Genomic DNA, 15776 nt, shown 5'->3' with positions numbered 1-15776 from the left:
ACCCATTATTTAGTTTTTATTTCATTCGCTACTATATTATCAGGTACTTGCTCATAACAAGAAAAATACATGCTATACTGCGCTCTACCCTGAGACATAGAGCGTAAATCCTTAACATATCCAAACATTTTTGCTAAAGGAATAAATGCCAATATTACCTTAGTATTGTGACGATCTTGCATTTCAGCAACTCTACCTCTTCTACTATTAATATCACCTATAACATCCCCCATATACTCATCAGGAGTGATTATTTCAACTTTCATAATAGGTTCAAGTAATATTGCCCCAGCTTTATTTACCATATCCCTAAAAGCACCTTTCGCAGCTAGTTCAAATGCTAAAGGACTAGAATCCACTTCATGAAATGCACCATCAATTAAAGTTGCTTTAAAATCAATAACAGGAAACCCTGCTAACATACCACTCCCACTAATATTCTCTAATCCATTTTGAACACCAGGTATATATTCTTTGGGTACTGCACCACCAGTAATTTTACTTTCAAATTGAAACCCAGATCCAGGAGGCAATGGTTCAAATAATATATTGACCTTTGCAAATTGCCCGGCACCGCCTGTTTGCTTCTTATGGATATATTCAATTTCAACAGATTTAGTAATAGTTTCCCTATAAGCAACTTGTGGAGCACCTATATTAGCCTCAACATTAAATTCACGACGCATCCTATCTACAATAACTTCAAGATGCAACTCACCCATTCCTTTCAAAATAGTTTGTCCACTTTCAGGATTCACACACATACCAAGTGATGGATCTTCTGCAACTAATCTACTTAAAGCTATACCCATTTTTTCTTGATCTGCTGTAGATTTTGGTTCTACTGCAATTTCCATAACCGGTTCAGGGAATTCCATACGTTCTAAAATAACAGGCTGATCTAATGAACACAATGTATCGCCAGTTACTGTTTTCTTGAGCCCTGCTAAAGCAACAATATCACCAGCTCTTGCTTCAGTTATATCTTCTCTATTATTAGCATGCATTAGCAAAATTCTACCTATAGATTCTGTAGAATTTTTAACTGCATTTAGCACTGTAGTCTTACTTGACAACTTACCTGAATAAATTCTTATAAAGGTTAAACTACCAACAAATTTATCAGTCATTACTTTGAAAGCCAATGCAACAAACTTACCACTAATAGAAGATTTTATATTTATAGTATTAGAGGTTTTTACATCAAGAGCTTCCATCATAGGAATATCATTAGGTGCAGGTAAAAAATCAACAACAGCATCTAATAAAGGCTGTACACCCCTATTTTTAAAAGCAGAACCACACAAAATAGGTACAAATTTTGACTGAATTACTCCTGCACGAATACAACTTTTTAGCAAAGAGACAGATATTTCTTTGCCTTCAAAATACAAGTTCATCGCCTCATCATTAAGCTCAACGGCACTCTCCAAGAGTTTGTTTCTATACTCCTTAGCTTTGTCAAGCATATCTTTAGGAATTTCTCCATAGTGGAAATTCGCCCCTAAAGAATCTTCATCCCATATAATTGATCTCATCTCTAATAGATCAATAACCCCAACAAAATCCTTTTCAGTCCCTATCGGCAGTTGCAATACTAACGGAGTAGCACCAAGACGCTCAACAACCATATCAACACATCGATAAAAATCTGCCCCCATTCTATCCATTTTATTCATAAAACAAATTCTGGGTACATTATATTTATCAGCTTGACGCCATACCGTTTCTGATTGAGGTTCAACACCCGCAACTCCATCAAAGACAGCAACAGCACCATCTAAAACACGCAAAGACCTCTCTACTTCTATAGTAAAATCAACGTGACCAGGAGTATCAATAATGTTAATCCTGTGATCATTCCAAAAACATGTAGTGGCTGCAGAAGTTATCGTAATTCCTCTTTCTTTTTCTTGCTCCATCCAATCCATAGACGCAGCACCTTCATGAACTTCACCAATCCTATTTTGTTTTCCAGTATAAAAAAGTATACGCTCGGTAGTAGTAGTCTTCCCGGCATCTATATGTGCCATAATCCCTATATTCCTACACTTAGATAACTCGTTATCTATGCTCACAACTTATCTCCAAAAATTACATATTAATTAAAGCGAAAATGAGAAAACGCCTTGTTTGCTTCTGCCATCTTATATTTTTCTTCTCTCATTTTATACGCACCACCACGTTTATTATAAGCTTCTAATAACTCATTACACAAACAATCCATATACATCTTATTACTACGTTTCCTCGCTGTTGTTGCTGCTTTAAAAATCCAACGTAAGGCTAATGAAACTGCCCTGTCTTCCTTTACTTCTACAGGCACTTGATACGTTACACCACCTATCCTACGAGAGCGAACTTCCATCTGCGGCATTACATTATTTAGAGCAGCACTAAAAATCGACAGTGCACTCTCACCAAGATGAGATTCCGCTTTACTCAAAGCCCCGTATACTATCTTCTCAGCTATAGATCTTTCGCCAGAACGCATAATAACATTAATGAAACGTGCTAATAACACACTATTATACTTTGAATCAGGAGAAATAACTCTTTTACTTGCCCTACGACGACGAGACATATATTACCACATTAATTAACTTTTCTTCACACCATATTTTGAACGTGCTTTCTTCCTATTTTGCACACCTCGAGAATCCAATGCTCCACGTATAATATGATATCGAACCCCAGGCAAATCTTTTACACGCCCACCTCTAATCAAGATAACTGAATGTTCTTGCAAATTATGCCCTTCACCAGGTATATAAGCTATAACCTCACTACCATAACCAGCAATTTTTACACGAGCAACCTTACGTAAAGCTGAGTTTGGCTTTTTAGGAGTAGTAGTATATACCTTTACACATACTGCTCTTTTTTGCGGATTATGCTGAAGCGCAGGTGCCTTATTTAATGAAGAACGAGATTTCCGCGGCTTGCGAACTAATTGATTTATTGTTGGCATAATGTAACAACCTTACAGTTTATTATAATAAATAGATACAAGTAACACCATATATCTTAATTTTAATAGAAGCATGGGTTACTTATAAAAGAATCATGAACCTTAGTCAATAGAAATTTAACGATTTTCCAAAAACTAATAAACTTAATAATACAAAATATCATCAACAACTCAAGTACTCTTTATAGATATACTATTAAAAATTATTTGCAATCATTATATTCAATTCCGTTCTATATTTTAAATAACATCAACAAATACAGTAATGCTTGCTTACATCCAGTTTTATTATTACCTCATGATAAATACAAAATTATTTGACTTTTTTCACTATATGATGACAGGATATAATTATGGCATTTTAATATCTTTAAACTCCTACAATATCAAAATTGAATTTACTCTTCACTATACTTACAATTCTTATTTAGTATTTTTTGAATAATCTTTTAGGCACAGAATGAAGTACAAGCATAACTATTAGCAATATTATTTGCATAGGAACATACTTTCTCCTTTCTCAGACCTTCCTAACATTTGCACAGATTCACATGCTCTGACAAAACGATAAAAAAGTTATCAGGAAAAAATTACCAAAAATTTCTTCTCCTTTTATAGGATATGACCACAAAGATTATGTGTTAAAATCATATAGAATAACTTTTAAATACCCAATTTATGTATCAAGCACATCTTCTTATTTTTATAAAAATGACCCAAAAATATAAAAATCTACACCTTGCTACTTAATTTTCTGGCTTAAATCTCGATAAATCAGTTTTTACACACATCTGAAAGGTAGATATTGACAATCTACACTATAGTGCCTTATCGCAATTTACATAATTGCCTTAAATAAATCAAAATGTATCTTATTATCTCCATAAACATTGCCACATCTTTCAATGTCAACACATTGAATTGTCTTAAGTGCAAGTAATTATCAAGATGTACCACTAAATCAGGATCATGTTGCAACATTAGATAACATTTTAACAAACACCATTCTAAATATCTAGAACGTTGTTGCTTCAATTTCCGATTCCAAAACGTACTATATTATATATTCAGTGTACATCCCAAATTAGTATTTCTCTATCTTGCTATAAAAGAAACATCTACATATACCAAGGACATTAGATCAATTGTATGATACACCAATAATAATAAACTTATCATCAAAGACTCCCCTTACTGTAGAAATACCCTATTCCAAATTTTGATGATATACTATAAAGCATGCACATCTTCTAAACAAAAAGCTAACACACAATCAAAGAATTCAGACTAAGTAAATAATGAATCAGCATTAGAGATAATCAAGTTAACATGACAAGAAAATATATTCCCTCTAACTGAGAACAATTTCATTTACATAACTTTTAGATTATGATACAGATAATTGACTATAAACTTCACCAACAATAAAATTAGTAGCTTCACATTTAGTACGTCGAGTATTCATATTATCAATAGCGTGACTACATACACCCAAACCTGCACCTAAAAACCTAGCAATAAAATATAACCCTGCCAAAGATGAACCAGTCATTAACACTACACTGTATACAGTTAAAAACAATGTTTCTTGAACATACAGACTAGATAGCAGTAAAAAACTACAAGTAACAACACAAACACCAGCAAATATTACATTACTCATGTACCTAAATATTGTTATACCATTAATTCTCTTACAATTTTTTGTATCTTGTACAAAACAAGAGTTATGATCATTTTTTAATAATTGCACTTCATTACTTTCGGGTTTTTTAACACAATTAATAAATTTAATGCAAGATAATACCAAAAACATGATTACTGATAAACCAACTAACCAATTAGATATTTTATTTAAATTGCTATCTATCACATTATAATGTTTTAATAAAAACAATACTGCTCCTATAATATATATTAACAAGCAAACCATACGTATCTGCTCTAATGTATTAGTAAGTTTCTTATTTTTAATTTGCAAAGACATTTCCTAAAATTTACTTTTATTATTTTATTAACTTAAATATCCCTTTCTAGATGTGATTAATGACATAAAATATACAATAATTTATCATTTAATAATATTAATTATTCTAATGCTTTCCTTTAACCAATAAATAAGATATGCTGTTAGTTGAATTTTTACAACGTACTTGATAAATGAATACTGATGATTTGTTGTTCGTACCCTTAGGTGGAGTCGGACAGATAGGCATGAATGTCAATTTATATCATTTGAATGGTAAATGGATAATCATTGATTTCGGAGCAGGTTTTGCTGATGACAATATGCCAGGAATAGACATGATTGTTGCTGATATCAGCTTTATAAAAAAAAATAGGAAGAATCTACTTGGTATAGTATTAACACATGCTCATGAAGACCATATAGGAGGTATACAGTATCTCTGGAATGATTTACAATGTCCAATATATGCAACGAAATTTACTGCTGCTTTACTACAAGCAAAATTGAAAGAATATTCATTTGGAATCAACATAACAGAAATTGATATTACAAAAAGATTAAATCTTGGTCCTTTTAATCTTGAATTTATAAATTTGACACACTCGATACCAGAAATGAATGCAATTGCATTACATACTGACAAAGGAGTAGTAGTACACACAGGAGATTGGAAGTTAGATGATAACCCAATAATTGGTCCTGTATCGAACACACAAAGGTTAAAAGAATTAGGAGATGAAGGAGTTTTAGCACTTGTATGTGATTCAACTAACATATTTACTAAAAACAAATCAGGATCCGAAGGTGACTTAGAAGAAAGTTTGTTTAATATAATAAAAAACTGCAATCAAAAAGTTGCCGTATCTTTATTTGCTTCCAACATTGCACGAATTCATACTATAACACACATTGCAGAAAGATTAGGTAGGAAAGTAACAATACTAGGAAAATCTCTTATAAGGATTATACAGGCTGCACAAGACAGCGGGTATCTACAAGACATACCAGAGTTCATTAACATCAACCAAGCAAATAAACTTCCAAGGGATCAAGTTTTATTCCTTTGTACTGGTTGTCAAGGTGAAGCATTAGCAGCAACTACCAAACTTGCTAACAATTCTCACACATTAACCACATTAGAGGATGGAGATACAATCATTTTTTCTTCCAAAATAATTCCAGGAAATGAAAAGCGTATATATAATGTATTCAATAAATTCGTCAATATGGGAATTAATGTTATTACAGAATTTATGGAACATGTACATGTATCAGGACATCCTTCCAGAAATGAAGTGGCTACTATGTATTCATTAGTAAGACCCAAACTATCTATTCCTGTACACGGGGAATATATACATATGTACGAACATGCTAACGTTGCAAAGCAGTGTAACGTAGATAAAGTAATAATAGTTCACCCGGGAGATGTAGTAAGCATCACAAAAAAACAAAAATTAATTCTGTAAAAGCTGGTTATTTTGGGGTTGATGGAAATTTCTTACACCACCCTCAAAGTAATGTCATATACATGCGGAAAAGGATGAAAGATTCAGGAATAATTGTAGTAACACTAGTTTTAAATAATAAAAAAGAACTATTAAAAGAGCCAAGAATTTTCGCTCCAGGAGTGTTAGACCATTTTGATAGTGGAGCAATTATCAAAAGAATCTCATCCAAAATAAGCAGTGAACTTTATTCTAAAAAAATAAACAATATACGACAACATGTAGAAAATATAGTTTCTAATGCTTTAAAACACGATATTAAAAACAAACCATTCATTGAAGTACAACTAGAACATATAAACTAGTACCCTGATACTAGCATAAACATTTACTTAGCAACAATTTATACAATCCCACTGTAATTCAATAATGCATAGATAATATAGAATTCAATGCTCTAAATATAATAAAGTACAACTAGAGTATATAAGCTATGTCTTATATATTCCATAACTATCAAGTCTTTGTTAGAAATAACTTCAATACCATAATCAAAACAGAAAAACACATACATTAAAGCTTATCTATTTCACTAATAATTAAGTTCCTATAACCCCAAACCATTTCTAATTATAAAACATACATTGGACAATTTACTACTTATCAGTAATAACACTACCAATAATAAGTACTTACTTTAATAAGTTTTTTCTAATATTACAACAATATAAACTCTAAGCTTGTCACAACAATTTTAACATTGTATATGTATGATGTGGGTTTTCTTCAATAAAATATAATGGATAATCAATCATCAATAATAAAAACAACAATAGCGTTAATACCATTTCATGGGATATCCGATGATACATTATTAAAAGCTTGTATTGATCTTAATTTAAGCGAAGAATTTTGTAAATTCAATAATGGAATATATGACGTATTAAATAGCATAAATGAGAATTTGATAAACTTTATCAGCAGAAAATTCCATGAAACAAAAAACGTTAATAATTTGAAAATACGTGAAAAAATACAATATACAGTTCATCTGTGCTTAATATATTATACTTCATTACCAAATTATAGAGAGTTATTAAAACACATATTATCTGAAGCATCATATAACATGTGTTTTTTTTCTAAATCTTTATATAAACTAGTAGACCACATTTGGTATTTAATTGGTGATAAATCAACCAACTTTAACTATTACACTAAAAGAATCACATTGGCTGTTGTATACACAAGCACTATTATGTATTTCATCAATGATTCCTCTAATAATCACGCTGATACCATTCTTTTCTTAGAAAGACGAATTAATAATGTAATACAGATACATAAATTAAAATCCTATGTATCCAATAAGACTGAAAAATTTAATATATTTAAAATCAAATTTGATAACGAATCATATTAGCTATCGTATCACATCTTTTCAACAAATAATGTTAATATTATTGAAGGAATAGCCACATTATACAATCTGCAAAGCATAAAAACTTTACTTACAACAAAAATCTCAAAAAACATACTTATTATTAATTGATAAAATGTGTTTCTAGAGTACTCATTACCAAAAAACTGCCATCAGTTTTTTACTATATCACAGTATTACATTATATTTTGACAGAACCAATAATATTTTATATTAAACTTATCAATAATTAATACTAACAGACTGTAATAGAGGAAAATATTAAAAGAAAATATATTAACTTAGAAATACTGTACAACAGATAATATTATAAATAACCTCATACACGCAACGTAAAATATTGGAACAAGAGTAAAGATATTTTAAGATATTTATCTGATAAATAGTGCATTATAATATTCACCAAATATGTTATAAACTAAATGTTACACTTATCGTATTATATATTATGTATCAAAAATTCAGAAATTTCATAAAAGCGGGGTTATCATTACCACAGCTTTTAGGTCATCACAGACTACATCTAGAGAACAACACAAAAGAACAAACATCAAATATATTAACCAAATCACTACTTATCATAGACAACATAGTAAGCTTTTTTTTCAAGTACAGTAAGAAAGATTCAATAAATGAAGTACTAAAAATATCGTGGGGGCCGCTATTAACTGGCTTTATCATTATCTTACTATTCTTTGGTATATTTGGAATATGGTCTGCAGTCGCACCACTCGATGGCTCAGTAATTGCACAAGGAGAAGTAGTCCCTTCATCAGAAAAACAGATTGTACAGCACTTAGAAGGTGGTATCATTAATAAAATCCTAGTAAAAGAAGGGGAACTAGTTCAAAAAAATCAGCCTATAATATATTTACACAACACTACAGCTAAGGCTAATCTAGATATCATAAAAGAGCGGATGCTTGATTTACTGGCAACAGAAGCTAGGTTAATCGCCATAAAATATAATAATCAATCTCTAACCTTTCCAGATACTATAAAGGATCTATCAGATGAAAAAACAAGAATGCAAATAATAGAAAATCAGCAACAATTATTTGAATCACATAAAAAAAACGTATCCGGACAAATAGATATTCTACAACAACGCATAAAACAGTTACATCAAGAATTATCAGGATTATCTGCTCAATTAACTGCAGCAATAACTCAACATAAATTGATCAAAGAAGAACTAGAAACAAAAAAAAATCTTTTAGAGGATGGGTACATTAGTAAACCATATATTATTGCACTTGAACGTCAATATGCCGAATCTAAAGGAAAAATTGGTCAAATTAAATCTACTATTGCATCAGTAAATCAAAAAATCGGAGAAAATAAATTAGAAATAATCAACATCACTAACAACGTACAAAATAAAATTAATCTTGAACTCAAAGATGTAACATCCGCCGTCACAGACTTAAAAGAAAAGATGAAAACTGCACAAGATATATTAGACAGAACTATAATAAGATCTCCTCAAACAGGCATGATAACAGGATTAAAATATCACACAGAAGGTGGTGTCATACCTCCTGGGGCACCCATTACAAACGTTGTTCCATTAAATGATGATCTAGTTATAGATGCAAAAATACAAACAAAACATATTGAACAGATTTTATCAGCACAGATGAAAGATAAAAATATGATATCATATGAACATTATCGTGGACTAAAAGCAAAAGTACGCCTTAGTGCTTATAACATACGTAAAATTGGATTAGCTAATGGAATAGTAGTACAAGTATCAGCTGATGCCTTAAGTGAAGCCAATGGAATGCGTTACTATAAGATACAAGTAATAATACCAAAAGAACAATCTACAAAGCTAAAAAATTTAAAGTTGTATCCTGGAATGCCAGCAGAAGTTTTTATAATTACCCAATCCCGTACTTTGTTGAACTACTTATTCACTCCAATAACTAGCACTTTTGAAAAAGCTTTTAATGAAAGGTAACAATGTTATAAACCTAAGGCCCTTATAGTTTGATTATACAAACATATCTATATAGAATATTATTATATCAACCTATAGAACATACTTAAGTGTAATTAAAGAAAAAAGATAAGTATTGAAAAATAATAGAAAATATTAAGCTACATTCATTTGCAATATAAAATTTTATAGTACAAAATGCAAACTTATAAGCATGCAGCAGTTATCTAAAAATAACTTAATATTTCTATTGTAATAGATAAATCTTCTAGATTTTACAACACAATAGAAAAACAGAACCTATATATGTCACATACTTGTACAAATATTATTGATTACATAACTCTATTATATTTAGATCTATCATATTGAAACATTTTACATAATATAACTACTGATATCAGTCCAATAAGTACTATAACTAGAGCATATGGAGCCGCATCAGTGTATCTCTCATCACTGATAAGTTCATACATTCTAGTAGCCATAGTGTCAAAGTTAAAAGGCCTAATAATTAGTGTTGCTGCTAGTTCCTTTATAACATCAACAAACACTAATAAAAACCCAACTAATATACTCTTCCTAATCATTGGAATATGAATATTAAAGCACGTAGAAATTACACTATGTCCCATTAACAAAGATGACCAATCTATTTCTTTTGGAATCTTATTTAACCCAGATTCTATAGGACCTAAAGATATAGCAAGAAACCTAAATACATAGGAATACATTAACCCGAATGTTGTTCCAATCAGAACAAATGAAAAATATGAAGTAACAAAATGTGATAGACTTCCTAGTAATACCATAACACTTACAGCAACAATAGTATTAGGTACAGCATAACCCATCACAATAAATTTTATTATATAAGATAACGATTCCCTTTTTCTGATTATGTATGACATAATAACTGATATCACAACAGTAATAATAGCTGTTACAAATGCTATACTAACACTATTGAAGATAGATATATAAAATCGACCATTAGCCACTAATGTTCCAATTTTTTCAATAGTCCAATATAATAAAGGCACAATAGGTATTACAAAACCTATTAACACTGGCACTAAACAAACAGAATATATTAATACAAGTTCCAATTTTTTTTCAACTTTCCAAGTATGATAATATTCTGTATTCATCTTTATTGTTGAATAAGATATTCCTTTACCACGAAATAACTTTTCTAATATGATAAGCAAAAATATAAAAAACAATGCACCAAAAGCAAATAAACAAGCAGAATATTTATCATGTAATAAAAACCAACTCCTATATATTCCTCTAGTAAAAGTATCTATTGCAAGAAATTGTGGTGTGCCAAAATCAGATATTACTTCCATCAATACAAATGACACACCAGCAGCAATAGCTGGGCGAACTACGGGCAAAGCAATGGAAGTTAAAATTTTACTCCTAAAAGGACATAGCGTGGTAGCAACTGCAACAGTACTACGAATAGCTATTAAACTTGTTCTAACTAACATATATACATAGGGATATAGATTAAATCCTATAATAATAATCCCCCATTCCAAGGATTTGACATTAGGGAAATAATAATCTCCTTTGCTCCAATGAAAAGTTTCTCGCAAAAAGATTTGTACAGGACCCGAAAATTCAAAAATATTTACATAAACATACGCAACTATATACCCTGGTATCGAAAGTGGTAAAAAAAGAGCTATTTCAAAAAATCTACGTCCAAAGAATGAGTAATAAGTTACAAACCAAGCTGCCGATATACCAATAACAAGCGCTATTATTCCCACTCCCACCATCAAAATAATAGTATTAAAAGCATATTCAGGTAAAACAGACGTTAATAAATCTATTGTTTTATCTTCAGTAAATATAATAGAAATCAATGAAACTATTGGGGCTATAAACATCCCAACTAATACACACAAAAAAACGTTTTTTAAAAGATTCGTAAACGACACTATTTTGAGGTTAATTATATTACTCAGTTATGTATTTATTATACATAAACAACCTCTATCAGTCACTTAAAACCTTATAAAATATTTTATTGATAAAATTTCTCTGTATGTGATATATAGGGACGTTAAACGTTTTTATAAAAAAAATGGCAGAAAAATCTCAATATCATATTTCTCTCAGGATAATGCATTGGTTAACTGGTATACCAATCATATTAATGCTGATTATGGGGTTTTGCTTAAAAATGGAAGTATTCCCCGACAATTTTCCTATAGGAAAATTTTATTCCCTACACAAATCAACAGGGATAATACTGTTATTTCTATTAATATTACGCCTAATATGTAGGCTTAATTCAAATATCCCTCCATATCCTAAAAACTTTTCACATTTTTTGGCTTTAATCTCTAAAATTACACATACAAGTTTATATATTACTGTCATAGGAATGGCTATATCTGGTTATGTTATGTCCTCAGCTTCAGGAAAAGCAATAGATTTTTTTTTATTTAACGTGCCATTATTAATTGACTCCAACACAGACATAGCTAATGCTGCACAACAGAGCCATAACATATGCGCATATATGTTGTCTACTTTAATAATTGTACATATACTAGCAGCACTAAAGCATAAGTTTATAGATAAGGATAATATTTTTAATCGTATAATATAAGAGTTGTCATGCTATCAGAATTATGGAAAGTAGGTATAGAGTTTCTAGGAAGTAAATTTGCTATTATGGGTGGAGCAATGAGTTGGGTCTCAGATCCTTACCTAGTATCTGCAATATCAAATGCTGGAGGATTCGGTGTTTTAGCATGTGGTTCTATTAATTCTGAAGAACTAAGGAAAGAAATAGAACTCACTCAACAGTTAACAAATAATACTTTTGGTGTAAATTTAATTATAATGCATCCCACTTTAAATGAATTAATTGAAGTATGTATTGAAAAAAACATCACACATATAGTATTAGCAGGTGGTATACCCAATAGTAAAATTATAAATCGTATTAAAGATGCAAATATCAAAATAATGTGTTTTGCATCATCTTTATCAATTGCAAAAAGGTTAGTAAGAGCAGGAGTAGACGCATTAATAGTAGAGGGGATGGAAGCAGGTGGACACATAGGTCCTGTCAGTACTTCTGTACTTACACAAGAAATATTACCCTATTTTAGACAAGAAGAACACCTTAAAAAAGTACCTATTTTTATTGCCGGAGGGATTGGAAGAGGCGAAATGATAGCCCATTATTTAATAATGGGAGCAAGTGGATGCCAGATTGGAACACTTTTTGTGTGCACACATGAATCACGTGTACATAAAAACTTCAAGGAAGTATTTATTAAATCTTCTTCTAGGGATGCAATATCATCTTCACAATTAAGTAAAGATTTTTCAGTTATACCAGTACGAGCTATAGCAAATGATGCTAGCATAAAATTTTTAGAATTACAAAAAGATGTCATTAATTTATATAATCAAGGAAAAATTTCAAAAGAAGATGGACAACTTACCATAGAAAAATTCTGGGCAGGAGCGTTACGAAAAGCAGTAATAGATGGGGATATTACCAATGGGTCTCTTATGGCTGGACAAAGTGTAGGAATGGTACGTGAAATACAAACCACTGAACAAGTAATTCAAGGGCTTATATTACAAGCGTGTAACTATATAACCTCAGTACAAAAATTAACTACCTATTGAACAACTATAAGTTAAGTTCTGCATCTTTGATCTTTCTGGATGACATTACTATATCTGGTGTACTTTTTCCTGCACCTTGACAAAAAACATCCTGAACTCCATGTCACTACCGACTGACTCTATTATAGAGGTCTCATAATCTGAAAATCCTCCAAATTCTTCTCTATGGCGAAGATGAATGGAAATGCTATGGATGATCCAACACAACACGTATTTGTTGCGCATTAAAATTAAATGCTAATATTATTAGCAACAAAAACAGCAAGAAAATCTACCCATCATATATACCCATTAGCTTATATGATATAGCAGTACTGCTATATTATATTAATCCTAATAAATTAAGAAATACGTAAACTTAAGCCTAATATAAAAGGCTTTTTGCAAATCTTATTTATGTTATATATCAACAAATCTTTATTTTTTTATCTTTTATATAAAGGAATAGAAAAAGATTATTTACAAATTACATCGTGAAATACAACAATCTATGTACTCCATTGAAGCTAGAATATTAGCAAAGTAAAGTTAGTAATACACTATAAAAGATTTTTAGTAACTTGACATAATATCACCTTGGTATAGCATATAATTCAATACTCTATAATAAAACTTATTATGTATTGGAGCATATAATGAAAGTTATAAAATTTATACTTAATGTCTGTTTATTAGTTGCAGCAATTTTCTTAGGATACTCTTATATAACAAAACAAGGTATCTTTCAAGTAAGGCACCATGATTCTACTAACATCATACCAGGTGAATCTTATACTGACACTAGTTTTACTTTAACAAATCAAGATGGGCATACGGTAAATAGCCACGACTTTCAAGGAAAATACATGTTAGTTTTATTTGGATTTTCTTCATGTGAAAGTATATGCCCTGCAGAATTAGGCTTAGCATCTGAAGTTCTGTCACAACTTGGTAATGATGCAAATAAATTACAAGTCATTTTTATCACAATTGATCCAATAAATGATACTGTAGAAAAGTTAAAAAAATTTCATGACCATTTTGATTCAAGAATTCAAATGCTAACAGGCAATACTGAAGATATTAAGCAAATAATACAAAATTATAACATATATGTTGGGCAACGGGATAAAGATAATCAAATTTCTCACTCTACTATAATGTACATTCTCGACACAAAAGGGAAATATCTTACATACTTTTATCCCGACTTACAAGCAGAAAAAAGTCAAGCAGATGAGTTATTATCTATAATTAAACAATACCTCTAATTTAATAATTAATTAAAGAGAATAGTACACACTCTAATATGAATTTATGGATATACATTATGGGTAGATTTCTTTTGCTGTTTTTATTGCTAATAATATTAGCATTTAATTCTAATGCACAACAAATACGTGTTGTTGGATCATCCACAGCATTTCCATTTATCTCTGCCATAGCGGAAGAATTTGGAAGGTTTTCAGATTATGAAACCCCTATAATAGAGTCAGTCGGTAGTGGCATGGGATTCAGTATGTTTTGTCAAGGTGCAGGAAAAAATACACCAGATATAGTAATGTCATCCAGAAAAATCAAGGATGCAGAACTTAAATTATGTGAAAGTAATAATATCAACAATATTACAGAACTCATTATAGGGTATGATGGCATAGTAATCGCAAGTTCTAAGGACAGGGACAAGCTTGATTTCACTAAAAAAGATCTATTTAAAGCTTTAAGTAAATATTCTACATCAAATGAATATACTGAAACAATAGCATTAAACAATTTCAGATATTGGTCTGAAGTCAACAATAGGTTCCCTAATATTGATATTGAAGTTTATGGCCCATACAAAAACACTGGAACTTACAACATACTAATAGAAGAAATAATGCAAGATGCTTGCATAACTAACCAAAATTTTATCGATGTGTACCCTGAGTTCACAAAAAGACAACGCATATGTGGTGTCATGCGTAATGATGGTAAGTACATTGAAGTTGCTGCAAATGAAAATATTATCATACAAAAAATAGCAAAAAACCCTGATGCCTTTGGCATATTAAGTTTTAGTTTTTTAGTTAAAAATCAAGATAAAATTCACGCAAACAAAATAGCCGGAATAGAACCTAATTATGAGACAATTTCCTCAGGGGAATATGTTCTATCACGACCTATATATCTATATATAAAACAAGAGCACATTAACCTTTCTCCTGGCTTAAAAGAATTTATTAAGATAATCTTAAGAGAAGATTCTATTGGCAAGAATGGATACCTGATTGGATTAGGTTTTATACCTTTATCAGACAAAGATTTAGAAGATAATAAAAATCGCATTATCAGCACATTGGAAAAACAATAGCACA

At 30.6% G+C, this 15776-nt stretch carries 11 protein-coding genes and 1 pseudogene; 7 read left to right on the top strand and 5 right to left on the bottom strand.

Annotated elements, in window-relative coordinates:
• Positions 1-5 precede the first annotated feature (5 nt).
• The 4 genes from fusA to MR76_RS00740 all read right to left on the bottom strand — a co-directional run bounded on the left by fusA (position 6) and on the right by MR76_RS00740 (position 4958).
• Positions 6-2078 carry an elongation factor G gene (gene fusA / locus MR76_RS00755; RefSeq protein ID WP_024071793.1) on the bottom strand — a complete coding sequence of 691 codons (2073 nt, stop codon included), beginning with the start codon at positions 2076-2078 and terminating at the stop codon, positions 6-8.
• 23 nt (positions 2079-2101) lie between these two features.
• Positions 2102-2584, bottom strand: coding sequence for a 30S ribosomal protein S7 (gene rpsG, locus MR76_RS00750; protein WP_024071792.1), 483 nt, complete (start codon positions 2582-2584; stop codon positions 2102-2104).
• Positions 2585-2599: 15 nt separating this feature from the next.
• A complete protein-coding gene (gene rpsL / locus MR76_RS00745) occupies positions 2600-2971 on the bottom strand; it encodes a 30S ribosomal protein S12 (protein WP_006010363.1) in 372 nt (123 codons plus the stop codon).
• A 1387-nt stretch (positions 2972-4358) separates the two neighbouring features.
• Positions 4359-4958 (bottom strand): hypothetical protein, encoded by a 600-nt coding sequence (locus tag MR76_RS00740; RefSeq protein WP_024071791.1) that lies wholly within the window; start codon positions 4956-4958, stop codon positions 4359-4361.
• Positions 4959-5131: 173 nt separating this feature from the next.
• On the opposite strand from MR76_RS00740, the pseudogene MR76_RS00735 reads away from it, so the two are divergent.
• The 3 genes and pseudogenes from MR76_RS00735 (at position 5132) to MR76_RS00725 (ending at position 9795) form a co-directional block, all read left to right on the top strand.
• A pseudogene (locus MR76_RS00735) lies at positions 5132-6753 on the top strand (ribonuclease J).
• Between the two features lie 434 nt (positions 6754-7187).
• On the top strand, positions 7188-7811 hold the full coding sequence (locus tag MR76_RS00730; protein ID WP_024071790.1) for a COQ9 family protein: 624 nt from the start codon (positions 7188-7190) through the stop codon (positions 7809-7811).
• Positions 7812-8277: 466 nt separating this feature from the next.
• Positions 8278-9795, top strand: coding sequence for an HlyD family type I secretion periplasmic adaptor subunit (locus tag MR76_RS00725; protein ID WP_024071789.1), 1518 nt, complete (start codon positions 8278-8280; stop codon positions 9793-9795).
• Between the two features lie 314 nt (positions 9796-10109).
• Here MR76_RS00725 and MR76_RS00720 read toward each other — a convergent pair whose 3' ends face one another.
• The gene (locus tag MR76_RS00720) at positions 10110-11675 is read right to left on the bottom strand and encodes an ABC transporter permease (RefSeq protein ID WP_044171557.1); all 1566 of its coding nucleotides are present in this window, start codon (positions 11673-11675) and stop codon (positions 10110-10112) included.
• Between the two features lie 197 nt (positions 11676-11872).
• On the opposite strand from MR76_RS00720, the gene MR76_RS00715 reads away from it, so the two are divergent.
• From MR76_RS00715 to MR76_RS00700, 4 genes are all read left to right on the top strand, one after another.
• The gene (locus tag MR76_RS00715) at positions 11873-12403 is read left to right on the top strand and encodes a cytochrome b (protein ID WP_024071787.1); all 531 of its coding nucleotides are present in this window, start codon (positions 11873-11875) and stop codon (positions 12401-12403) included.
• Between the two features lie 8 nt (positions 12404-12411).
• Positions 12412-13440, top strand: coding sequence for an NAD(P)H-dependent flavin oxidoreductase (locus tag MR76_RS00710; protein ID WP_024071786.1), 1029 nt, complete (start codon positions 12412-12414; stop codon positions 13438-13440).
• A gap of 635 nt (positions 13441-14075) precedes the next feature.
• Positions 14076-14690 carry an SCO family protein gene (locus tag MR76_RS00705; protein WP_024071785.1) on the top strand — a complete coding sequence of 205 codons (615 nt, stop codon included), beginning with the start codon at positions 14076-14078 and terminating at the stop codon, positions 14688-14690.
• A gap of 59 nt (positions 14691-14749) precedes the next feature.
• Positions 14750-15772: a substrate-binding domain-containing protein gene (locus MR76_RS00700; RefSeq protein ID WP_024071784.1), complete on the top strand. Its 1023-nt coding sequence runs from the start codon at positions 14750-14752 to the stop codon at positions 15770-15772.
• Positions 15773-15776 lie beyond the last annotated feature (4 nt).

Origin of the sequence: Ehrlichia muris AS145, from assembly GCF_000508225.1 — a bacterium.
In the GTDB taxonomy this organism is placed as follows: domain Bacteria; phylum Pseudomonadota; class Alphaproteobacteria; order Rickettsiales; family Anaplasmataceae; genus Ehrlichia; species Ehrlichia muris.
Note: the sequence above shows the minus strand (reverse complement) of the source record. Positions and strands in the feature narration are given on the sequence as shown.